Origin of the sequence: Roseovarius sp. MMSF_3359 (assembly GCF_030733385.1) — a bacterium.
Classification (GTDB): domain Bacteria; phylum Pseudomonadota; class Alphaproteobacteria; order Rhodobacterales; family Rhodobacteraceae; genus Roseovarius.
In genome coordinates this window covers 224,025-247,984 of sequence record NZ_JASHJC010000005.1, presented here as the reverse complement: position 1 = coordinate 247,984, position 23,960 = coordinate 224,025, and the positions used below count along the sequence as shown (strand labels likewise).

Sequence of the window (23,960 nt, the reverse complement as noted above, 5' to 3'; positions counted from 1 at the left end):
GTGTTGCCCCTCTGGCAGGTATCACCGGAGCGTCCGGCAAACAACACCAGAGCTTTGATGACGCCCACGATCCTGATCACCCGGCCCGACCCGGCAGGCGCGCTGTTTGCCGACGCGATCAGGCAGCGGGTCGGATGTGGCGTCGCCATCGAAATCTCACCGCTGTTGAAGATTGTTTTTGCCGGGGAATTGCCCGATCTGGACGGCATCACACGGCTGATCTTCACCTCGCGCAATGGTGTCGAGGCTTTTGCAAGGGCCAGCGACCGGCGCGATATCACCTGCTATTGCGTGGGTGACGCGACGGCGCAGGTGGCGCGCGATCATGGGCTGACCGCAATTTCATCCTCGGGCGCCGCGGATGATCTGGTCGTGCGCGTGCAATCGGACGCCGTGACCGGTCCGTGCCTGCATATCCGGGGTGACCGATCCGTGGGCGATATTGCACGGCGGCTTGGCGCAAGTGGCATTCCAACAAGTGAGGCGGTGCTTTACCGGCAGGTGCCGAATCCGCTGTCAGATCAGGCGCAACGGCTGCTTCGGGGGGATGGACCGGTCATTCTTCCCCTGTTCTCGCCCCGCACCGCGCAATTATTCTTCGCCAATGGCAAGGGGCGACCTAAAATGACTGTTGTTGCCCTGAGTGCTGCGGTGGCTGCGATGGTGCCGGATGGCTTTGATGGTGAACTCATCGTGGCCGAACGGCCCGATGCCGCCGCGATGCTGGATGTGATCCAGCGGCTGGTCGATCAGGGGAAGTCGCTTGAGACAGGAAAACGGGCGCAGTAAGGTCGTTGAGGTGTCGTAGCGGTGCGAGATTCGAAAAGGGTGGCTGACGTTGGCGAATAAAAAGAAATCTTCGAAGGTTGAGAAATCCGAGGTCGAAGAAATGGCCGCTGATGATGCGACCGAAGTTCCCGAGAGCGACCAGAAACCCATCGAAGACGTGGTAGATGCCGAGATCGTAGAGGAAACCGATCCGGTTGAAGCGCCCGAGGAGCCCGGGGCGGAAATCGAACACGCAGACGATGAAACGGCCGCTGAGGATGCCGAAAACGCCGAAGAGCAACCCGACCCGGCCGAGCACAAATCCGAAGATGACACCGAGGGTACGACGGCTTATGCCGCCGAGGATGCACCCGCGCCGCGTCCGGCACCCGAACCCGTTGTCATTCGGCAGGGCGGCTTCGTACCCATGGTTCTGGGCGGGCTGGTTGCGGCCGCGATTGGTTTTGGCCTGGCGCGTTTCGTGCTGCCGGAACCCGGCGCGGATCAGGCCCTGATCGCGGAATTGCAGCGTAAGATCGACGATCAGACGGCCCTGTTGTCCGATTTGACCAGCCGGGCCGAGGCGCTTGAACTGGGGGGTGACCTTAGCGGTCTTGAGGATGCGCAATCAGACAATCAGGCGGCCATTGCCGGCCTAGCGGACCGTATGACCGAGCTGGAGTCACGCTTGTCGAATCTTGCCAGCGAGCCGGTTGGCGACGGCGCCTCTGGTGCGGCGCTGGCCGCGCAGCAGCAGGAACTCGATAACCTGCGTGCCGCGGTCGATGCGATGACCGAACATTCTGCGATCCTCGAAGAAAACGCCCAGGCTGCCGCGCAGGCGACGTTGCAGCGGGCGGCGCTGACCCGGGTCATGACGGCGCTGGATGCCGGGACGGGGTATGATGCGGCACTTGCGGATCTCGAAGGGTTGGGCGTAGCCGTGCCGGACGCGCTGGCGCAACCTGCCTCGGGCGGCGTGGCCTCTTTGACGGCGCTGCAGGAGAGTTTCCCGGATGCGGCCCGCGCCGCGCTGTCGGCATCACGGGATGCCGCCGGAGACACCGAAGGCAGCGGATTTGGTGCGTTTTTGCGGACGCAACTTGGGGCGAGGTCACTGGAGCCGCGTGAGGGCAACGATCCCGACGCGGTTCTGTCGCGGGTTGAGGCGGCGGTGCGCGAAGGCCGACTTGCCGATGCCCTGGCCGAGATCGAAGCCCTTCCCGATGAAGGCCGCGCAGAGTTGGCGGGTTGGACCGGCCAGGTCCAAAGCCGCAAGGATGCCGTTTCCGCCGCGCAGGAATTGAGCGCGAAGCTAAATTGATACCGAGAGGGCAAGCGTAATGCTGTGGTCGATTACCAAGATAGTTGTTTTCATTGCCCTTGTCGCGGCAGCGGCCTTTGGCGCGGGTTACCTGCTGGAGCTTGAAGGGGGCGTCCGGATCGTGATGGCCGGGCAGGAATTGAACCTGACACCGATCACCGCCGTTGTTGCCCTTCTGGCCCTGATTGTCGCGATCTGGGTTTTCCTGAAACTGGCCTCTCTTCTGGTGGCGGTCCTGCGGTTCATCAACGGCGACGAAACCGCAATTTCGCGGTATTTCGACCGTAACCGGCAGCAAAAGGGCTACCAGGCCTTGTCCGATGGCATGATGGCGCTTGCCTCTGGCGAGGGGGAGTTGGCCATGTCCAAGGCCAGCCGCGCGGAACGCTATCTGCGCAAACCGGAGCTGACCAACCTGATTACCGCGCAGGCCGCGGAGATGTCTGGCAACCGGCGCAAGGCCGAAGAGGTCTATAAGCGGCTGCTGAAAAACGAACGGACGCGGTTTGTGGGTGTGCGTGGGATCCTGCGCCAGAAACTTGCCGATGGCGACACGGACACGGCGTTGAAACTGGCTGAGACGGCCTTTGCGCTGAAGCCGAAACATGCCGAGATCCAGGATACACTGCTCACCCTCCAGGCGCAGAACGAAGATTGGACCGGCGCGCGCAAGACGCTCAACGCCAAGCTCAAACATGGCACGCTGCCGCGCGATGTGCACAAGCGGCGCGATGCGGTTCTGGCGCTCTCCGAGGCGCGCGATATCCTGGACGAAGGGAACGATATCGAGGCCCGCGAAGCCGCGATCGAAGCCAATCGTTTGTCGCCCGACCTGATCCCCGCCGCCGTTCTGGCCGCGCGGGGGTATATCGAAAAAGGGTCAAACAGATACGCCGCGCGGGTCATCAAGAAGGCATGGGATGCCCGGCCGCACCCGGACCTGGCCGCGGTTTTCGCTGAAATAGAGCCGGATGAGACGCCGCAGGCACGGCTGAAGCGGTTTGCTAAACTGCTCAGGACCCACCCTGAAGACCGTGAGACCAAACTGCTCGAAGCGGAGCTTCATATCGCTGCCGAGGATTTCCCCGCCGCCCGCCGGGCGCTTGGGGATCTGGCCGAGGTGGATCCGGATGCCCGCGCCTTGACGATCATGGCGGCGGTCGAACGGGGTGAGGGCGCGTCCGACGCGGTGGTCAAAGGGTGGCTGGCGCGGGCGCTGTCGGCGCCGCGGGGACCGCAATGGGTCTGCGACAATTGCCATCATATCCACGCGGAGTGGGTGCCAGCCTGCGACAATTGCCAGTCCTTCGATACGCTGAGTTGTACCGCGCCGCCCGCGGCACCGGTGAGCAGTTCGACCGGGGTCGAGATGTTGCCGCTGATCGTGGGGGCCATCGAAGATCAGACCGGCGATGAGGGCGAAGACAATACCGTGCCGGTGTCGGATCCCGATGTGCCGGATGCCGAACTGGTCGATGAAGAAGACGTCGAGACCGTCAAGCAATAGGCGGTTGCCACGCGCCAAATCGGGCGGGAGCCGCGGACAGCAGCGGTCGAGGCGATTGACAGGCGCACCGGCACTTGGTCAGTCTTTGGTCAGGTTTTCCCAAAGGCTGCCACCCCATGAATGACCCCTATTCCATCCTGTTCGAACCGGTGAAAATCGGCCCTGTTACCGCCAAAAACCGGTTTTATCAGGTGCCGCATTGTACCGGGATGGGACATTTGCATCCGCAGGCCGAGGCGACGTTACGCCGGATCAAGGCCGAGGGCGGTTGGGGCGTGGTGTGCAATCAGGAAACTGAAATCCACCCGACATCGGATCTGTCACCCTTTCCCGAGCATCGGCTGTGGGACGATAACGACCTGCCGCCTTTGCAACTGGTGACGGAGGCGATCCACGAGGCCGGATCGCTGGCGGGAATCGAGTTGGCCCATAACGGCTATCACGTCGCCAATCAGGTCACTCGCGCCCCGATCCTGGCCCCGTCTGATGCGGTCGTTCATGGCCTAAGCCCGCGGCAGGCCCGCGCCATGGACAAATCCGACATTCGCGCCTTCCGCCAATGGCATCGCGACGCCGCGCGGCGAGCCAGGGACGCGGGGTTCGATATCGTTTACGTCTATGCCGGGCATCGCATGACACTCTTGCATCATTTCCTCCTGCCGGACCTGAACGACCGGATGGATGAATATGGCGGGTCATTGGAAAACCGTGTGCGGCTCCTGCGCGAAGTGCTGGAGGAGACTTGCGAGGCGGTCGGCGACACATGCGCCATCGCCATGCGGTTCGCGGTCGATGAGATGAGTGGAAGCGACGGCATGCAGGCGGCGGAAGAAGGCCGCGCCGTGGTGGAGATGTTGGCTGAAATGCCGGATCTCTGGGATGTGAATGTCTCGGACTGGTCCAACGACTCCGCCACCTCGCGTTTTGAGCCGAACGAGGGTTATCAGAACCCCTATATCGACTTCGTCAAACAGGTGACGACCAAGCCGGTCGTGGGGGTCGGGCGGTTTACCTCACCGGACATGATGGCGTCGCTGGTCCGCAAGGGTGTTCTGGATTTCATCGGTGCCGCGCGGCCCTCGATTGCTGATCCGTTCCTGCCGCGGAAGATCGAAGAAGGACGGATCGACGAGATCCGCGAATGTATCGGGTGTAATATTTGCGTGTCCTGCGACAATCTCTGCATCCCGATCCGCTGCACCCAGAATCCGACCATGGGCGAGGAATGGCGGCGTGGCTGGCATCCCGAGAAAATCGCCCCCAAGGTTCGTGAAGACGCCGCATTGGTGGTCGGCGCAGGGCCTGCGGGCCTTGAATGCGCCATGCAACTGGCAAAACGCGGTTATGAGGTGACCCTGGCGGAGGGTACCGGCCAACTTGGCGGCCGCGCCGCGCGGGAGGCCGGGCTGCACGGCCTCGGGGCGTGGAAGCGGGTCGCGGATCATCGGATCCATGACCTGCAACAGCGTGCAAATGTCTCGATCTATCGGGAAAGTGCGCTCACTGCCGATGATATCGTGGGCCTTGGCATCCCCAACGTCTTTGTGGCGACGGGCGCGCGGTGGCGGCGCGATGGCGTCGGCCGTCATCGCCGCAAACCGCTGCCGATGGCCGAGGGGATGGCGATCCTGACACCGGATGATATCATGGAAGGGCACCTCCCCACATGCGGCCCAGTCGTGATTTATGACGACGATCAGATCTACCTTGGCGGCGTGCTGGCCGATCATCTGAGCGTGGCGGGACACGAGGTGACTCTGGTGACGCCATCTCCCATTGTCTCGCCATGGACGGAAAACACGCTGGAACAGACCCGCATTCAGAAATCCCTGATCGCGCGGGGCGTCAGGATCATGGCAAATCACGCCGTGACTGCCATCGGGGCATCGTCCTGCGACGTCGCTTGCACCTATTCCGGGGCCGAGACGTCTCTTCCCTGTGCCGCGGTGGTGCTGGTGACCGAACGGCAGCGCGAGGTCGCGCTCTTTGACGCGTTGCAGCGACGACAGGATGCGGACGGCACGCCGTTCAGGACGCTGGAGTTGATCGGGGACGCGGCGCAACCGGGTCTGATCGCCGATGCGGTTTATGCCGGTCACATGGCCGCGCGCAATTTCGAGGGTGACCCGGATGAGGTTGCGCGGCAGATTTTCAGCCGAGAGTTGATCGACCTCGCAGACAAGGACCGGCCACGCCGTTAGTGTTGGGTGATCTGTGTCAGCATGCACCGACCCCGGATCATCCAAGTGATGAGTCCAAGTTTCCCACGACCGGCGCCCAAATATACACCGAACAGCGACATCGACGCATTGTCTGAAGTTACAAAACTGCTACGGCTTTTCGCTTGAGTTATCGCAAACGCTGCTTGATGATCCATGGGAAACAACACGGGAGACTGACATGAACTGGACGATTCTATCTATGAGTGCATCCGCTTTGGCCGTCAGCGCCAGCGTGGCATTTGCTCAGACCGAGATTCAATGGTGGCATGCGATGGGCGGCACCAACGGCGAGCGGGTCGATAAGATCGCCGCGGATTTCAACGCCAGTCAGTCCGACTACAAGGTCGTCCCCAGCTACAAGGGCAATTATACCGAAACCATGACCGCTGCGGTTGCCGCCTTCCGCGCCAAAGAGCATCCCCACCTCGTGCAGGTGTTCGAGGTCGGCACAGCGACGATGATGGCTGCCGAAGGTGCGATTTATCCGATTGAAACCCTGATGAACGACGCAGGCGAAGCCTTCGACAAGTCCGACTACCTGCCCGCGGTGATCTCGTATTACCAGACCCCGGAGGGCGAATTGCTGTCGATGCCGTTTAACAGCTCCACGCCGGTATTGTGGTATAACGCCGACGCGCTTGAGGCCGCCGGTGTGACCCCGCCCGAGACCTGGGAAGACGTTGAAAAGGCCGCACGGGCGCTGGTCGACAGCGGCATGGAATGTGGCCTCTCCTTCGGTTGGCAATCCTGGGTGATGATCGAAAACTATTCGGCCTGGCACGATATTGGCCTCGGTACGAAGGAGAACGGCTTTGCCGGGTTCGACACCGAATTCACCTTCAACAACGACAAAGTTGCCGCGCGTCTCGATAACGTGGCGGCAATGAGCAAGGACAACCTGTTCAAATATGGCGGTCGTCGCGGTGACAGCCTGCCGATGTTCACCAATGGCGAATGCGGCATGTGGATGAACTCGTCGGCCTATTATGGCTCGATCAAGTCGCAGGCCGAGTTCGAATTCGGTCAGACCATGTTGCCGATTGACACAAGCGTGGCCGATGCGCCGCAGAACTCGATCATCGGCGGGGCCACGCTTTGGGCGCTGGCCGGACATGAGGACGAGGAGTACAAGGGCGTGGCCAAGTTCATGACCTATCTCTCCTCGCCCGAAGTGCAGGCCTGGTGGCACCAGGAGACCGGCTATGTGCCGATCACCACCGCGGCCTATGAGTTGAGCAAGACGCAAGGGTTCTACGACAGCAACCCCGGTACCGACACCGCGATCAAGCAACTGAGCCTGAACGAGCCGACGCCGAATTCGCGCGGGCTGCGTTTCGGCAATTTTGTGCAGGTGCGCGATGTCATCAACGAAGAGATGGAGGCGCTTTGGGCCGGGGACAAAACCGCACAAGAGGCGCTTGATGCTGCCGCCGAACGCGGGAACGCCCTGCTGCGCAAGTTCGAACGCTCCGCGAACTGATCACCGCGGAAAAGTACGGCTCGGCGGTCAGGATCGCCGGGCCGTCAAAGTCAATGACGGACAATCTCACCTCAGATGCTTAAACGGGTCCATTTTCCGGCGTCCCTGCTGCCCTATCTGCTGGTCGCGCCGCAGATCCTGATCACGCTTGTCTTTTTCATCTGGCCCGCCAGCCAGGCGATCTATCAATCCTTCCTGATCGAAGATGCCTTTGGCCTGTCGACGGAGTTCGTCTGGTTCGAGAACTTCCAACTGCTCTTTGGCGACGATCAATACCTGGCGACCTTCTGGCGCACGATGTTCTTTTCCTTTGCGGTGGCGGTCCTGTCGATGTCGATCGCGCTTATCCTCGCGGGTTTCGCCGACCGGGTCGTGCGCGGGGCAACCACCTATCGCACCCTGCTGATCTGGCCCTATGCGGTCGCCCCGGTCCTCGCGGGCGCGCTCTGGGTATTCATGTTCAACCCGACGCTTGGCATCTTTCCCTTCCTGCTCGACATGGTCGGGGTGGACTGGAACCACTATCTGAACGGCAAGCAGGCTATGACGCTGGTGATCTTTGCCGCGGCGTGGAAACAGATCGCCTATAACTTCCTCTTCTATCTCGCCGCGATGCAATCCATCCCGCGCTCGGTCATCGAGGCCGCCGCCATTGACGGTGCCGGACCGGTGCGCCGGTTCTGGGATCTGATCTTTCCACTGGTCTCACCCACCACCTTCTTCCTGCTGGTCATCAACGCGGTTTATGCGTTTTTTGATACGTTCGGGATCATCCACGCGGTGACCCAAGGTGGTCCGGCAAATGCCACCACGATCCTGGTCTACAAGGTCTTCAATGACGGTTTCGTCGGCCTCGACCTCGGCGGATCGGCGGCGCAATCGGTGATCCTGATGATCCTGGTGATCGCCATGACCGTGATCCAGTTCCGCTATGTCGAACGGAAGGTGGAATACTGATGGTCGAAAATCGCCCCGTTCTGAACCTCATTACGCATCTCGTTTTGATCCTCGGCGTGGCCATCGTGGCGCTGCCGATCTGGATCACTTTTGTGGCAGCCTCGCACGACGCGGTGCGCATGACACAAGCCCCGATCCCGATGCTGCCGGGCCCCTATTTCTGGGAGAACTTCAAACAAACGCTTTTCGGCGGCGGCCTGTCGGGGACCGAGGTCGCACCGGTCTGGCGGATGCTCTTGAACTCCCTGGCGATGGCGCTCCTGATCGCCTTTGGCAAGATCGCGATTTCGCTGATCTCGGCCTTTGCGATTGTCTATTTCAAGTTCCCCTTCCGCATGGGTTTCTTCTGGATGATCTTCATCACCCTCATGCTGCCGGTGGAGGTCCGCATCCTGCCCACCTTCGAGGTGGTGGCCGATCTGGGCATGCTCAACAGCTATTGGGGCCTGTCGATCCCGCTCATCGCCTCGGCCACGGCCACCTTCATGTTCCGGCAGGTGTTCCTGACCATCCCGGACGAAATGCTGGAAAGCGCGCGGATCGACGGCGCAGGGCCGATGCGGTTTTTCTGGGATATCCTGATCCCGCTTTCGCGCACCAATATCGCGGCGCTCTTCGTGATCCTCTTCATCTATGGCTGGAACCAGTATCTTTGGCCGCTTCTCATCACGACCGATACCGACATGACCACCATCGTGATGAGCATCAAGCAAATGCTTGAGGCGGCGGAACAATCCCCGCAATGGAACATCATCATGATGACCGCGCTGCTGGCGATGATCCCGCCGGTGTTCGTGGTGATCGCGATGCAAAGGCTCTTTGTGCAGGGCCTGACCGAGACAGATAAATAGGCAGAGAACCATGGCGTCCATCACCCTCAAAGAACTGGTCAAAGCCTATGGCGACACGGAGGTGCTGCACCATATCGACGGGCAGATCGAGGACGGCGAGTTTATCGTGATCGTCGGCCCGTCGGGCTGTGGCAAATCCACGTTGCTGCGCATGGTGGCGGGCCTTGAGACGGTGACCTCCGGCGAGATCAGCATCGGCGACAAGAGGGTCAATGACCTTGAACCGGCAGACCGCGACATCGCCATGGTATTCCAGAACTACGCGCTTTATCCGCATATGAGTGTGCGGCAGAACATGGCTTATGGCCTCAAGATTCGCCGGATTTCCAAGGACGAGATCAACCGCCGCGTTGAAGAGGCCGCCGATATCCTCGAAATCCGGCCCTATCTCGACCGCAAGCCACGGCAGCTCTCCGGCGGGCAGCGGCAGCGGGTGGCTATGGGCAGGGCCATTGTGCGTGACCCGCAGGTTTTCCTCTTTGATGAACCGCTTTCAAACCTCGATGCCAAGCTCCGGGTGCAGATGCGCCTTGAAATCCGCAAGCTGCAACAACGGCTCGGGGTCACTTCGATCTATGTCACCCACGATCAGGTCGAGGCGATGACATTGGGCGACCGGTTGATGGTGCTGAACGGTGGATATGTTGAGCAATTCGGCACGCCGATCGAGCTTTATGACCGCCCGCAGACCGTGTTTGTGGCCGGTTTCATCGGCAGTCCGGCGATGAATTTCCTGAATGCGACGGCGCAGAGCGGATCGCTGACCCTCGGCAACGGGGCCGCGATCGACGTCACCGCCCCTGTTTCGGGGCAGGTCACGCTTGGGCTGCGGCCGGAACATCTCGTGGCGGATGAGGCCGGTCCGATCAAGGTTCGTGTCGAATTGTTGGAACAACTGGGCGCCAACACGTTGCTGCACGGACTTCTGGAGGGTACCGACGATCAGATCGTCATAAGCCTGCCCGGCCATGTCACGTCATCTCCGGGCACGGCCATGTCCTTTGGGTTTGAGCCCCGGAACATCCACCTTTTTGATGCCGAAAAGGGCACCCGGATCGAGGTGACCTGAGCCAGGGTATTAAGGCTTTTTGGCCTTTCATCGACGGCGCAAACGAAAATGGTGCGACGTCGTCTCAACGAAACGCCGATAAGCGTCAGTCGGCGACCGGCAGGATGGCGACATCAAACAGAAACTGCTGCAGGTAGAAGATGACCTTGAAGAACTCTTTGAGGTCCATCGGCTTTTTGACATAGGCGTTGGCGCCGTGCCGGTAGCATTCGTCAACGTCGCGCTGATCCGTGGATGAGGTCATGATGATGACCGGGATGATCCGAAGCGCCGGGTTTTTCTTGATCTGAATCAGCACTTCGCGACCGCTCATCCCCGGCAGGTTCAGGTCCAGCAGAATGAAACCCGGTCGCACCCCGTCATTCGGCGGCGCATGAGGACCCTCCGCCAGGAGATAGTCGAGCGCGTCTCGTCCGGATGTGCACCTGACGACCTTGATGGGCGTGTCCTGACGTTGCCGGAACGCAACTTCAGACGCTTCGAAATCGTCATCATTATTCTCGACAACAAGAACAACCGGCGGCGTGTCGTCCCTTGACATGAATGAATGTCCCTTGATTGATCCGGAAGCATGCCATTTCCGGCTAAACCAAAAGTTAATTTTCCAGAGAGCGGCGCGATTTCCGGCGGGTTCGATCCCTGATCGCCCTGGTGTTTTCGGGGGGTGCAGTGCAATCGAACGGGCTACTATCCCGCCATCGGAAGGGGAAAATAGAAGGTGGATCCCTCACCCGGGGCGGAACGAATGGTGAGGTCGCCCTTTTGCTCCTCGATGATCCGCTGCACGAAGGCAAGGCCCGCGCCCGTCCCCTGGCCAAAGCTGCTTTCGGCGTTCAACCGGGTGAAAATCTCGAAAACCTTCTCATGGTACCGGGCGTCGATGCCGATCCCGTTATCGCTGACATAGAAGACGTTCGACAGCGGCCCACCATCCATCACGATCTGATCGGCAAAACCGACCCGGATGATCTTGGGATTTGACTGGTTGTATTTCAAACCGTTGGACATCAGATTTTGAAACACTGTGAGGACACGTGCGGGATCGGCTTTTACATCCGGCAAAGGCGTCTCGACGACCAGTTGCGTCTTGTCACCGTCCTTGAATTCCTCAAAGAGGTCGCGGCTCTTTTCGATGACCTCCGCGACATTCACGATCTGATCCACGTTCTCGTCGCGCCCGAGCCGGGAAAACCGCAACAGATCCGCAATCAGGCGCTCCATGCGCATGCTCAACTCGACAATCCGCTCGCCTCTTTTGCGCACGGGATCGGTGATCTCTTCGTCCAGAAGAAAATTCGCGTTGATCGCAATCCCGCGCAGGGGCTCTTTGAGGTCGTGCGAGGCGATATACGCAAACTCGTCCAGCGCCCGGTTCGACCGCTCCAGTTCCGAGACCAGCGCCGCCAGCTTGCGGGAGGCTGTCTGGAGCTTTTCGTTTTCCCGGACCTTCAGGATTTCGAGGTGATACTTGACGGAGAATTTCACCTTGGCCCGGAGGCTTTCGACCACGATGGGTTTGAGCATGTAATCCACGGCCCCGAGGTCATAGCCTCGGTTGACCTGAAGCTCCGCCTGTTCGTGACCGGTCAGGAAAATAATCGGGATCTCACGCGACAGCTCTCTTTCGCGAATGGCCTGCGCGGTCTCAAAACCGTTCATCCCCGTGAGCCACACGTCAAGGATGATCATCGCGAAATCCTGACGCAGGACCTCGCGCAGGGCATCTTCGCCCGATTCCACCTCGACAACGTCGATATCGAGATCGTCGAGAACCGCTTTGACGGCCGTGCGCGACCCGGCATCGTCATCGACGACCAGGATGCGAGGCTTGGGTTGTGCGTCGGTCATGTCGGCCTCTCCGGTGCCAGGAATTTCAGAAGATAAGCGCCGATTTCGGCCGGAGATAACACCCGCGCCGTCGGTACATGCTGCAAGGTGTTTTGTGGCATGACCGGAGAGGCAGCCGTTGCCGGGTCTTGCACGAGAACCCGGCCGCCGCGGCGATGGATACATGCCGCCCCGCGGGCGCCGTCGCTATTCGCTCCGCTGAGAATGATGACAATGCAACGCGGACCATAGGATCGCGCCACCGATCCGAAAAGGACGTCGATACTTGGCCGGGCATGGCGAATTGGCGGATCTACCGACAGGCTGATTGCGGTACCATCCACCAGCATGTGATAGTTTGGCGGCGCAAGATAGACAGCACCGCTTGAAAGTACCTCTTTGTCATAGGGTTCGATAATCGCCGGCATGCCCGGGCTCCTGAGCAGGCGCAAAAGCGTCTCCTGCGAGTCCCGGTGCCTGTGCAGGACGATTGTCACCGGGGCTGGGAAGGTCTTGGGCAGGCCCGCCAGAATATCGTGGAGAACCTCGATACTGCCGCTTGACCCCCCAATACAGATCATCGGATGCGTCATCAGTTCACTAATTGAAACAGTCGTGTGCCATCCCCGTGTTCGGAATAGAGCTTCCGAAAACTGGTCGGGAAAATCGCCTCTTTCACGCCCAATCCCAAGAAGCCCAGGGGTGCGATGCTGTCGTTGAAGAGATGCATCACGTGTTCCTGGAGCTTCTTGTTGAAGTAGATCATCACGTTCCGGCACAGGATCACGTGAAACTCGTTGAACGACTGATCGGTGACCAGGTTATGTTGCGCAAACGAGATCTTTTCGGAGAGGAATTTCTTGAAAATCACCTGACCGTATTTCGCCGAATAGTATTCGGAAAAATCCCGGTGCCCGCCTGCGCGGATATAGTTCTGGGTGTTGGTCTTCATGGATTTCAAAGCGACGATGCCGGATTTGGCCCGTTGCACGTTCTTGTCGGAAAAATCCGTCGCATAGATCCGGCTTTTCTCCAAAAGCCCCTCTTCATGCAGCAGGATGGCCAATGAATAGGCCTCCTCGCCGGTCGAACACCCCGCCACCCACAGCCGGAGATAGGGATAAGTCTGCAGGCGCGGGATCGCATGTTTCCGCAAGGCCTGGTAAAATTCTGCGTCACGGAACATCGACGTGACATTCACCGAAAGCGTGTCGACAAGTTTCGACATGGCGGCACTGTCGTGCAAGACGCGGTTTTGCAGGGCAGAGACCGTGGGAAGATCATGATCGCGCATGAATTTCCTGAGCCGCCGGATGACACTTGCGCGGGCGTATTCGCGAAAATCGTATCCATATGTCTGCTGGATGCCCTGCAGCAGGAGGGTGGTCTCTATGTCCTGTATATCACTTCGGGTGGAGGTCATTCCTTTTTTGCTCATTTGTACAACCAGACCCGCATCAGCGAGACAAGCTGCGGTGCGTCGACCGGCTTGACGATGTAGTCCGATGCACCGGCCTCGATGCACTTGCTGCGATCTTCCGGCATGGCCTTGGCGGTCAGGGCAATGATCGGCAGTGACTTGAAGCCCTTCATCTTGCGGATCTTGCGCATCGCCTGGTAGCCGTCCATTTCCGGCATCATGATATCCATCAGCACCAGGTCGATATCCGGCGTGCTCTTGAGCAGGTTGATGCCGTCCTGACCGCTTTCGGCATTCACGACGTTCATCTTGTAGCGTTCAAGGATGCTGGTGGTGGCAAAGATATTGCGCGCGTCATCATCGACAATCAGGACCTTCTTGCCCGCCAATGCCGGATCGGTCAGGTAAAGCTCGCGGATGATCTTCTGCTTGGAGTCGGGCAGGTTGGCCTCGACCCGATGCAGGAACAATGCCGTTTCATCCAGGAGACGCTCCGGCGAATTGACGCCCTTGACGATGATGCTGTCCGTGAGCTTCCTCAGGCGGGTCTCCTCGCGGCGCGACAATTCCTTGCCGGTGTAAATCACGATCGGCAGCTTCGCGAGCGTTTCGTCATCGCGGATGTGCTGGATCAATTCGAACCCGCTGATGCCCGGCAGCTTGAGGTCGATGACCATGCAGTCAAACTGCTTCTGTTTCAGTACTTTGAGCGCCTCTTCGCCGCTCTTGACGCCATGGGACACGACATCGCTGTTGCCGATCAGGTCAACAATCGCCTGTCGCTGTACCTTGTCATCCTCGACGATCAGCAGGTTGCGCACCTTGCGGTCAACAAAGTTGGAAATACGCTCGATCGCGATGTTCAACGCCTTGGGATCGAGCGGCTTGCGCACGACGTCAATGGCACCGAACTGCAGGCCCCGCTCGACATCCTCGTCCACGGACATGACATGCACGGGGATGTGCCGCAGTTCGGGGTCATGCTTGAGACGGTCAAGGATCACCCATCCGTGCATGTCGGGCAGGTGAAGGTCCAGCGTGATGGCATCGGGCTTGTATTGCTGCGCCATCGCCAGACCATCCTGACCCGTACCCGCAACCAGCACCTTGAAGTCATGTTTGCGCGCCCGGTCCATGAGGATTTTGGCAAAAGACAGATCGTCCTCGATGATGAGCAGGGTGCGGCTGTTTTCATCAACCTTTTTCCGGTCATCGCCAAGATCGGACTTGGCCTTCTTGGCGGACTTCGCAGGAGGTTTGGTTTTGGTCTTTGGTTCGGGGACAATCTCGGCGTCCTCGATCTCGTCAACCTGTTCCGCAAGTGATGGTGCCTGATCCATCTGCGTCGGCAGGAAGAGCGTGAAGGTCGACCCTTCGCCCGCCGTGCTTTCGACGATCAGGTCGCCGCCCAGCATGTTGGCAATCTCGCGGCTGATCGACAGGCCCAGACCGGTACCGCCATACCGGCGGCTCGTGCCACCATCGGCTTGCTGGAAGGCCTCGAAGATCACACCCAACCTGTCCTTTTCGATTCCGATCCCGGTATCGGTGACGGCGAATGAGATCACTTTCTCGGCATTGTTGAGCGCGGCAATGGAATGGCGCCACCCGGTTTTCACCAGATCGACCGATAGTTTGACGGAACCGGTTTCGGTGAACTTGAAGGCGTTGGACAGAAGGTTGCGCAGAACCTGCACCAACCGTTTCTCGTCCGATTTGATCGCTTCCGGCAGGTCCTTGCCGAAGGTGATCTCGAACTTGAGCTTCTTGTCCTGCGCAATCGCGTTGAAGCTCTGTTCGATCCGCTGACGCAGGGAATCGAGACCCAGGTCGGCGACTTCGATTGCCATCGTCCCCGATTCCACCTTCGCCAGGTCGAGCACCTCGTTGATCAACGAGAGCAAATCGCGACCCGAGCTGAAGATGGTCTTGGCATGTTCGATCTGTTTGGTGTTGAGGTTCTTGTCCGGGTTGTCGGCAAGCTGCTGCGACAGGATAAGAAGGCTGTTCAGCGGCGTACGCAATTCATGCGACATGTTCGCCAAGAACTCGCTCTTGTATTTCGATGTGAGGGAAAGCTGTTTCGCTTTCTCTTCCAATTCGGCGCGAGCGTTTTCGACCTCGATATTCTTCCGCTCAACCTCTTCGTTCTGTTTCGTGACCTCGCGGGCCTTTTCTTCGAGCTCCTCGTTGGTCTGCTGCAGTTCCTCTTGCTGGTTCTGCAACTCCTCGGTCAGGCGCTGCGATTGCTTCAGCAACTCTTCGGTACGCTGACCGGATTCGATACTGATGATAATCGTGCCGAGTGTTTCGAAGAACTGCTCAAGGAAACTCCGCTCGATATCGGTAAACTCGTGGAACGATGCCAGTTCGACAACACCTTTGACTTCGTTCTCATAGATGACCGGATTGACCAGGATGTTCGTCGGGGATTTCTCGCCCAGTCCCGAATTGATCTGGATGTAATCCTCGGGCACCGTCAGGACGTCGATCCACTGCTTCTCAAGCGCGCATTGCCCGATGAGGCCTTCGCCCAGCTTGAATTCGTTCGCGACATTCTTGCGCTTGCGATAGGCATAGGACGCCACCAGCTTCAGGCGCACCTCCTCGTCCACGGTCTCGGCAAGGTAAAAGGCGCCGTGTTGGGCGTCGATCACGCGGGCCAGTTCGCTGATGACCTTCTGCGCCACGGTCGCAAGATCACGCTCGCCCTGCAGCATCCGCGTGAAGGCCGCCAGGTTGGTCTTGAGCCAGTCCTGTTGTTCGTTGATCGCAGTCGAATCCGACAGGGTCGAGATCATCTGGTTCACGTTGTCTTTCAGAAGGGCAATCTCGCCACGAACCTCGACCTGTACCGATTGGCTGTAATCGCCCTTCGTCACCGCAGTTGCCACCTCGCCGATTGCGCGGACCTGGTTGGTCAGGTTCCGGGCCAACTCGTTCACGTTGTCGGTAAGGTCGCGCCACGTGCCCGACGCGCCCGGCACGTCCGCCTGCCCGCCCAGTTTTCCCTCGATACCCACATCGCGGGCCACGTTTGTCACCTCGTCGGCGAAGGTCGACAGGGTCTTGATCATGCCGTTGATCGTGTCGGCCAAGGTCGCCACCTCGCCCTTGGTCTCGAGCGTGATAATCTGGTTCAGGTCACCGTCGGCCACCGCGGTCACCACCGTCGCAATGCCCCGCACCTGTTCGGTCAGGTTCCGCGCCATCGAGTTCACATTCTCGGTCAGCGAGTGCCAGATGCCCGACACGCCATCCACCTGTGCCTGCCCGCCAAGAATGCCTTCGGTGCCGACGTCGCTGGCGAGTTTCGTCACCTGATCGGCAAAAGACGACAGTTGCTGCACCATCGTGTTGATCGTGTTTTTCAGCTCAAGAAGCTCACCGCGCACCTCCACGGTGATTTCCTTCGACAGATCGCCCTGCGCCACCGCCGTGGTCACCTGCGCGATGTCGCGCACCTGGTTGGTGAGGTTGTCGGCCATGAGGTTCACGTTGTCGGTGAGGTCGCGCCAGGTGCCAGACACACCCCGCACATCCGCCTGCCCGCCGAGTTTCCCCTCGACCCCCACATCCCGCGCCACCCGCGTCACCTCGTCCGCGAAGGACGAAAGCTGATCGACCATGACGTTGATCGTGTTCTTCAATTCAAGAATCTCACCGCGCACTTCCACAGTGATCTTCTGGTTCAAATCACCCTGCGCCACCGCCGTGGTCACCTTGGCGATGTCGCGCACCTGCGCGGTCAGGTTGCTCGCCATCAGGTTCACGTTATCGGTCAGGTCGCGCCAGGTGCCCTCCACACCTTCCACCCGCGCCTGTCCGCCAAGATTGCCCTCGGTCCCCACCTCCCGCGCCACCCGCGTCACCTCGCCGGCAAACTGCCGCAACCGGTCCACCATCGTATTGACCGTATTCTTGAGGTCCAGAACCTCGCCCCGCGCATCCACAACGATTGTCTTCTCAAGATCACCCTGCGCAATCGCGGTTGCTACTTGCGAGATGTTGCGCACCTGATCGGTGAGGTTGGTGGCCATGAGGTTCACGTTATCGGTCAGCTCACGCCATGTCCCCGAAATCCCGCGCACCTCGGCCTGCCCCCCGAGCTTGCCTTCAAGGCCCACCTCCCGCGCAAGCCGCGTCACCTCTGACGAGAACGACGAAAGCTGATCGACCATGACGTTGATCGTGTTCTTCAGTTCGAGGATTTCGCCCTTGGCTTCCACCGTGATCTTGCGCGACAGGTCACCCTGCGCCACCGCCGTCGTCACGTCCGCAATGTCACGCACCTGATCGGTAAGGTTCGTGGCCATCAGGTTCACGTTGTCGGTCAGTTCTTTCCAGAGGCCGCGCACCCCTTCGACCTCGGCCACCCCGCCGAGTTTGCCATCCACGCCCACCTCGCGCGAAAGCCGCGTGACCTCCGCCCCGAAGGAGTTCAGCCGGTCCACCATCGAGTTCACGGTTTCCTTGAGCCCAAGCACCTCGCCGCGCGCATCCACCGTGATCTTGCGCGACAGGTCGCCCTGTGACACCGATTGCGCCACCTCGGCAATGTTACGCACCTGGTTGGTCAGGTTGTTCGCCATCTGGTTCACGTTGTTCGTCAATTCGCGCCAGATACCGGCCACATCGCGGACCTCGGCCTGCCCGCCAAGAACCCCCTCGGTCCCCACCTCGCGCGCCATCCGTGTCACTTCCGACGCGAAACCATTGAGCGTATCCACCATCTGGTTGATCGTCTGCTTGAGCTGGTTGACCTCACCGCGCACCTCCACGGTGATCTTGCGCGACAGGTCGCCATTCGCCACGGCGGTCGTCACCTCCGCGATATTGCGCACCTGATCGGTCAGGTTGGTGGCCATCTGGTTCACGTTTTCGGTTAGTTCGCGCCAGACGCCCGACACGTCGCGCACTTCGGCCTGCACGCCAAGCGTGCCTTCGGTACCCACCAGCCGGGCCACGCGGGTCACCTCGGACTGGAACCCCTGCAACCGGTCGACCATTGCGTTGATCGTGTCCTTAAGGGTCCGGATCTCACCCTTCGCATCCACGGTAATCTTGCGCGACAGATCCCCCTCGGCAATCGCGGTGGCAACGTCGGCGATGTTGCGCACCTGATCGGTCAGGTTGTTGGCCATGGAGTTCACGTTTTCGGTCAATTCGCGCCATGTCCCCGACACGCCGCGCACCTCGGCCTGCCCGCCAAGCACGCCGTCGGTCCCCACCTCGCGCGCCACGCGGGTCACCTCGTCCGCAAAGGACCGAAGCTGATCCACCATGGTGTTGATCGTGCTCTTGAGGTCTTGGATCTCACCGCGCGCGTCCACGGTGATCTTCTTTGTCAGGTCGCCCTGCGCCACCGCATTTGTCACTTCCGCGATGTTGCGTACCTGGCTGGTCAGGTTGTCGGCCATCTGGTTCACGCTGTTGGTCAGGTCGCGCCATGTACCGGCGACGCCGCGTACCTCGGCCACCCCGCCCAGCACACCTTGCGTCCCGACTTCGCGGGCCACGCGGGTCACCTCGTCCGCGAAGGATCCAAGCTGATCCACCATGGTGTTGATCGTATTCTTCAGCTCCAGGATCTCGCCCCGGACCTCAACGGTAATTTTCTTCGACAGATCGCCCTGGGCCACCGCCGTGGTCACCTGCGCAATGTCGCGCACCTGGTTGGTTAGGTTGTTGGCCATCAGGTTCACGTTGTCCGTCAGGTCCTTCCACGCCCCCGACACCCCTTTGACATGGGCCTGCACGCCCAGCTTGCCGTCAACGCCAACCTCGCGTGCGACGCGCGTCACTTCGGTGCCAAACTCATCGAGCTTGTCGACCATCGAATTGACCACCTTGGCATGGCGCAGGAAGTCCCCCGCAAGGGGTTCGTCGCGGTCGTCGATGTCGATTTTGTGGCGCAGATCACCCTTGGCAACCGATCCCACAACCGTCACGATCCCGTTGGCATGACCGGCAAGCTCATTGGCAATTTCGTTGACGCCATCAATCCCCGCGGACCATCCCCCGCGCCGGCGCGCCTTGGAAATGCGGGTCTTGAATCGCCCGTTTCCGATTGATTCCGCCATAGAGGTGATCTCGTTGGCAAAGACTTCATTCATCTCCGCCAGGTCGTTCAGTGCATCTGCGACCTTACCTTCGAGACCTGTAAGCCCCTCCGGCACCCGTTTGGAGAACTCGCCGCGTTTCAGCGCGGTCAACATTGTCAGGATCGCCCGGTAGTCGAGTTCGGGCGGTGTTTCTGCTACGGGTTTCTTAGATGTCGCCAATTTAATCCCCTGTCGCTAATCTCCGCGTACTCTCCGGGTTCAACCGCTAACGAAGAGTGAGATCTTGCGACGGGGGCTTAACCAATCATCAACCTTTTTGTGCTGCGAAAAGGAGAAGCGCGTCTCCATCGGGGGAACGTCATGTCTGTGCTGGTGAAAAAGTGCCTCTGCGCGCTGTTGGGTGGCCGTGCTCAATTGCGCCGTAGGCGACGTCTTGAACAGGTGCTCCCAGGTCTTGACGACTTAGTTCTTGCGGGCGCGGCGTAGCTTGACAAAGAACTTACTGCCTTTGCCGGGCACGGACTCGCACCAGATCTCGCCACCGTGCCGTCCAACGATTTTCTGGCAGATGGAGAGGCCGAGCCCGGTACCGGCATATTCGTCCTTGCTCCATAGCCTCTTGAGGGGCTGAAAAATCGCCTTGTGATCCGTCGGTGCGATACCGACGCCGTTATCTTCCACACAGACCGTGACAGTGTTGTCGGTCTCGTCTGCCAAACCTACGCGGATCTCCGGCGAAGCCGCCTCGTTGAACTTGATCGCGTTAGTGATGAGGTTTTGGAACAGCTGGCTGATTTGTGGCGAATGGCCTTCGACGTCGGGAAACGTATCAAAGCGCAGCTTCACATGCGCACTTTTCGAACCCGACCGCAGGATCTTGCCCAGAAGGTCGAAGACGTCATTCAGATCGACCGTCGCAAAGCCCACTTCGTCATCCAGCAGAGCGTAAGCCTGCAAGGTCTTTATCAACGCCTCTGCGTGGTTGAGCGCCGCGGTTTGCACATCGACCAGGGTGTCAATGTCATCGAAGCTGCCTGTCCTGAGGTCCTCGACCAGCATGCTGGTTGAATTGCGGATATGAATAAAAGGCGCGCGAATGTCATGCACGAGCGTGTTCAGAAACTGTCTTTGTTCCATCTGCTTGGTATTCGCTTTGCGGAATTCCTTGCAGCGTTTGATTGTCCTTTGGATGGTGGTGCGGACTGACAGCCCGGAAATGCTTCCTTTGACGAGGTAGTCCACCGCACCGGATTTCATGGCGTTGGTGGCAATTTGTTCCGATCCCTGACCAGATATCATGATCGCGGCGCAGAACGGATCTACCGCCTTGAGGCGTTCCAGGATTTCCAACCCGTTTTCATGGGCAAGGCGGTAATCGACGATGACGCAGTCATGTCCGCGGGTTTCAAAGGCGGAAACAGCCTCATCTCCGGTCTTGACCGTCTCAAATGTGAATTCCCCGCCCGCGCTTTGGATTAAAGAGATCAGTTTTTCCTGGTCTTCTTCGAAATCATCAACAATCAAGATCTTGGTCTGGTCCATCGAACGGTCGGCTTTCCTCGGGCATTAAGGTTGTTTGCTTTGAGAAAACGCCAGTGCAGGTCTCTGTTGATCCGGTTAGCCAAGGCCATTGCCCTGGGCAGGCTGGTCTGCAGTGATAGACCGCGTGTTTCTCGGGGCGTTAGTGAAGCGAGAACCTGTTAACAGCCATATAATCCAACGGCCTAGGCGGCAAAACACCGGGTTTGACCCCGCGTTCATGCAGGTTGATACTGATCGCACCAAGCGCGCTGCTTGTTGAAATGGGACACTGATATGCAGGTAAGCTGCCACTCTGAGCGGGGCAATTGGCTCTAATCGGATAGGTCATTCAAGGTTGGTTCCGGAAGGTCATTTATATAGGATAATGAATGCCCAAATATAGTCTTAATTCACTTTTATAAGTATCTCGTACCGATTCGTGTTGGACGGTATGCGTAACGAGTGGAGTAGTTTCTTGATGAGTTTTCTGTGTGATCACTCTTCGCTTCAGCAGGGATGCAAGGTTGTGTCCCCTGCTGAGGCGCAGTTGAGTGGAGACGAGACATTGGACGATTTCGTGCGCATGATCCGCCGGATGGAAAAACGCCGTGCCAAACGTGATCGCTTGCCTGACCTGGCGCCGAGCGAGACCGCGAACGAAAATACGCGACCTCTGATACAGCGTGTCAGACAAAAGATCCGCTGTTTGCAGCAGTAAGCTGCCCTTTTTGCGGATCAAAATCGTCGCCCAAAAAATGCTGGATCAGGACGCTTCGCGATCTTCCGACTTGTCGACAAACTGTCTCATCTGTTCATGGCTCAAGGGCTTGCCGAACAGGAAACCCTGCGCTGCATCGCAGTTTTCTGCGTTTAGGAAACTCAGCTCATCTTCAATTTCGACGCCTTCAGCCAGAACGGGAATGTTCAACGCATCCCCGAGGATGAGGGTGGATCGGACAATGGCGGCGCGTTGCTCGTTGTTGTGCACGTCCTGAACAAAGCTGCGGTCGATCTTGATCTTGTCAAAGGGAAACGCCTGCAACGTCGCAAGGGACGAATAGCCCGTGCCAAAATCATCCATCGCAATGCGAACGCCAAGTGCCTTGAGCTTGTGCATTGCCTTGAGCGCTGTTGCCTGATCGTCGATGATGCTGGCCTCGGTCACTTCAAGTTCCAGCCGTTCGGGGTTCAGGCGTGATTCCATCAAGATATCCGCGACATGTTCGACAAATGACGGCTGCACAAGTTGTTGCGGGGCGACATTGACCGCAATGTCAAAGGGCGATTTCCATTCCGCGGCTTCGAGGCAGGCGGTGCGAAGAACCCATAGTCCGATTTCCCGGATCAACCCGGTTTCTTCTGCAATCGGGATGAACTCCGACGGTGGAACGCGCCCTTGCGTCGGGTGGTTCCACCGCAACAGGACCTCGAACCCGGTCGCCTCGCGGGATGAAACACTGTTCTGTAACTGATAGACCAATTCGAATTCGTCATTCGGAAGCGCCTGCCGCAGATCATGGATCAGCACATTTCTTTCATGGCTTTGTCGATCGACCTCGGCGTTGAAAAGGCAGATGTGGCATTCCGGCTCTGATTTCGCCCTGTACATCGCCAGGTCGGAATTGTGCAGCAACTCATCCATGTCGCGCCCGTCGTCCACGCTTGTCGCGATGCCGATCGCAGCGCCCACGTTCGTCGAAACATTGCCGGTTTGAATAGGTTCGACAACGATCGCGTGAAGCCGTTCGGCAAAGGCCAAAATCTGGTCAACCCGGCGAAAACCGCGTTTGAGCGCAACGAACTCGTCCCCACCGGCCCGGGCGATGAACTCATCCTCCTCAAGGCCAGCGGAAAACCTTGATGCGAGGGTGGTAAGAACCGTGTCGCCCGCCGCGTGACCATATAGGTCGTTCACCTGCTTGAAGAGGTTCAGATCGATCGTCAAGACGGCGACCTTTTCGGTCTCGCTGTTCTTCAGGCGGGTCGCGAACTCATCCATCTTGCGGGATAGTCCCATCCGGTTCGGCAGACCTGTCAGTGGGTCATGCAGCGCCGCATGTTGGAGTTGCCCCTGCGTCTCGCGTTCCAAATGGGCTTCGATACTGAAAGACGCAAAACCGATCAGGAGGATGACAAGAGTGACCGCCATGATAATGGCACTGAGGGAGGCGTCCGAGATCACTTCGGGCGGCACCTCGCGGGCTGAATTCAATTCGATGGTGAACGCGCTCATCCCGGTGAAGTGCATGGCGCAGATTGCGCCGACCATCAGAACCGTCCCTGCGAGCCAGGGCCGCCGCGTGACGGGGCGATTGATCTGGCGATAGGCAAGGGCGCCCAGAATGGCGCCAAGTGTAACTGACACTGCTTGCCGATCCTGTTCCCAGATAATGTCGCCGGGCAGGAGGTAGGCCGACATGCCGGAGTAGTGCATTGCCGAAACCGTGAGGCCGAACATCCCGCCGGCGAACAGGTCTTTGGCCGGATGACGCCCGAAGGTGAACACCGCATTGGCGATCAGCAATCCGACGATGGCAACTGCCAAAGAAAGCACGGTCAAGCCGGGTTCGTACCCATGTCCCACGCCGGGATCATAGGCGAGCATCGCCAGAAAATGCGTCGACCAGATGGTCGCCCCGGCGATGATGCTGCTCAACCCCATCTGCAACGCCCTGCGCTGGCCGGACGCGCCGACAAGCCGCTTGGTCAACAGCACCGAGATGAACGATCCGGAGACGCAGACGATGACCGGCAGCAAAAGCAGCCAGAGATTATGATCTTGAGTGATGCAGGCGACGACCCGGTACATGAAACATTCCGCTCAAAAAACTAACGCAGGGGTCAATGCCACAAAGACTTTAAGAACGTGCCTAGGGCGAAACGGAATCAGCCGAAAATTTCAGTTGTATTTTATCAATATCGCGGCGCGGCATGATCATTGCGACCGGT

At 59.1% G+C, this 23,960-nt stretch carries 15 protein-coding genes; 8 read left to right on the top strand and 7 right to left on the bottom strand.

The genetic code is table 11. The features are described from left to right. Positions 1-57 precede the first annotated feature (57 nt). The 8 genes from RBB29_RS09715 (at position 58) to RBB29_RS09680 (ending at position 10,178) form a co-directional block, all read left to right on the top strand. Positions 58-789, top strand: a complete 732-nt coding sequence (locus RBB29_RS09715; RefSeq protein WP_306114867.1) for a uroporphyrinogen-III synthase — start codon at positions 58-60, stop codon at positions 787-789. A gap of 49 nt (positions 790-838) precedes the next feature. Then, positions 839-2,092 (top strand): COG4223 family protein, encoded by a 1,254-nt coding sequence (locus tag RBB29_RS09710; protein WP_306114866.1) that lies wholly within the window; start codon positions 839-841, stop codon positions 2,090-2,092. Between the two features lie 19 nt (positions 2,093-2,111). Further along, positions 2,112-3,599 carry a heme biosynthesis protein HemY gene (locus RBB29_RS09705; protein ID WP_306114865.1) on the top strand — a complete coding sequence of 496 codons (1,488 nt, stop codon included), beginning with the start codon at positions 2,112-2,114 and terminating at the stop codon, positions 3,597-3,599. A gap of 116 nt (positions 3,600-3,715) precedes the next feature. Continuing rightward, entirely contained in the window at positions 3,716-5,800 is a 2,085-nt protein-coding gene (locus RBB29_RS09700) for an FAD-dependent oxidoreductase (RefSeq protein WP_306114864.1), read from the top strand. Between the two features lie 199 nt (positions 5,801-5,999). Then, the gene (ugpB, locus tag RBB29_RS09695) at positions 6,000-7,301 is read left to right on the top strand and encodes a sn-glycerol-3-phosphate ABC transporter substrate-binding protein UgpB (protein WP_306114863.1); all 1,302 of its coding nucleotides are present in this window, start codon (positions 6,000-6,002) and stop codon (positions 7,299-7,301) included. 75 nt (positions 7,302-7,376) lie between these two features. After that, positions 7,377-8,258, top strand: coding sequence for a sn-glycerol-3-phosphate ABC transporter permease UgpA (gene ugpA, locus RBB29_RS09690; protein WP_306114862.1), 882 nt, complete (start codon positions 7,377-7,379; stop codon positions 8,256-8,258). Beyond that, positions 8,258-9,109, top strand: a complete 852-nt coding sequence (ugpE, locus tag RBB29_RS09685) for a sn-glycerol-3-phosphate ABC transporter permease UgpE (protein WP_306114861.1) — start codon at positions 8,258-8,260, stop codon at positions 9,107-9,109. Before ugpA ends, ugpE begins: the two co-directional genes overlap by 1 nt. A gap of 10 nt (positions 9,110-9,119) precedes the next feature. Beyond that, positions 9,120-10,178, top strand: coding sequence for a sn-glycerol-3-phosphate import ATP-binding protein UgpC (locus RBB29_RS09680; RefSeq protein ID WP_306114860.1), 1,059 nt, complete (start codon positions 9,120-9,122; stop codon positions 10,176-10,178). Positions 10,179-10,263: 85 nt separating this feature from the next. On the opposite strand, the gene RBB29_RS09675 is transcribed toward RBB29_RS09680, so the two are convergent. The 7 genes from RBB29_RS09675 to RBB29_RS09645 all read right to left on the bottom strand — a co-directional run bounded on the left by RBB29_RS09675 (position 10,264) and on the right by RBB29_RS09645 (position 23,820). Beyond that, a complete protein-coding gene (locus tag RBB29_RS09675) occupies positions 10,264-10,719 on the bottom strand; it encodes a response regulator (RefSeq protein WP_306114859.1) in 456 nt (151 codons plus the stop codon). Positions 10,720-10,865: 146 nt separating this feature from the next. Beyond that, the gene (locus tag RBB29_RS09670) at positions 10,866-12,026 is read right to left on the bottom strand and encodes a response regulator (RefSeq protein ID WP_306114858.1); all 1,161 of its coding nucleotides are present in this window, start codon (positions 12,024-12,026) and stop codon (positions 10,866-10,868) included. Then, entirely contained in the window at positions 12,023-12,586 is a 564-nt protein-coding gene (locus RBB29_RS09665) for a chemotaxis protein CheB (RefSeq protein ID WP_306121137.1), read from the bottom strand. Before RBB29_RS09665 ends, RBB29_RS09670 begins: the two co-directional genes overlap by 4 nt. 11 nt (positions 12,587-12,597) lie before the next feature. After that, entirely contained in the window at positions 12,598-13,443 is an 846-nt protein-coding gene (locus RBB29_RS09660; protein ID WP_306121136.1) for a protein-glutamate O-methyltransferase CheR, read from the bottom strand. After that, the gene (locus RBB29_RS09655) at positions 13,440-19,709 is read right to left on the bottom strand and encodes a HAMP domain-containing protein (protein WP_306114855.1); all 6,270 of its coding nucleotides are present in this window, start codon (positions 19,707-19,709) and stop codon (positions 13,440-13,442) included. Before RBB29_RS09655 ends, RBB29_RS09660 begins: the two co-directional genes overlap by 4 nt. A gap of 243 nt (positions 19,710-19,952) precedes the next feature. Beyond that, positions 19,953-21,032 (bottom strand): hybrid sensor histidine kinase/response regulator, encoded by a 1,080-nt coding sequence (locus RBB29_RS09650; protein ID WP_306114854.1) that lies wholly within the window; start codon positions 21,030-21,032, stop codon positions 19,953-19,955. A gap of 742 nt (positions 21,033-21,774) precedes the next feature. Continuing rightward, positions 21,775-23,820, bottom strand: a complete 2,046-nt coding sequence (locus tag RBB29_RS09645) for a bifunctional diguanylate cyclase/phosphodiesterase (RefSeq protein WP_306114852.1) — start codon at positions 23,818-23,820, stop codon at positions 21,775-21,777. Between the last annotated feature and the right edge of the window lie 140 nt (positions 23,821-23,960).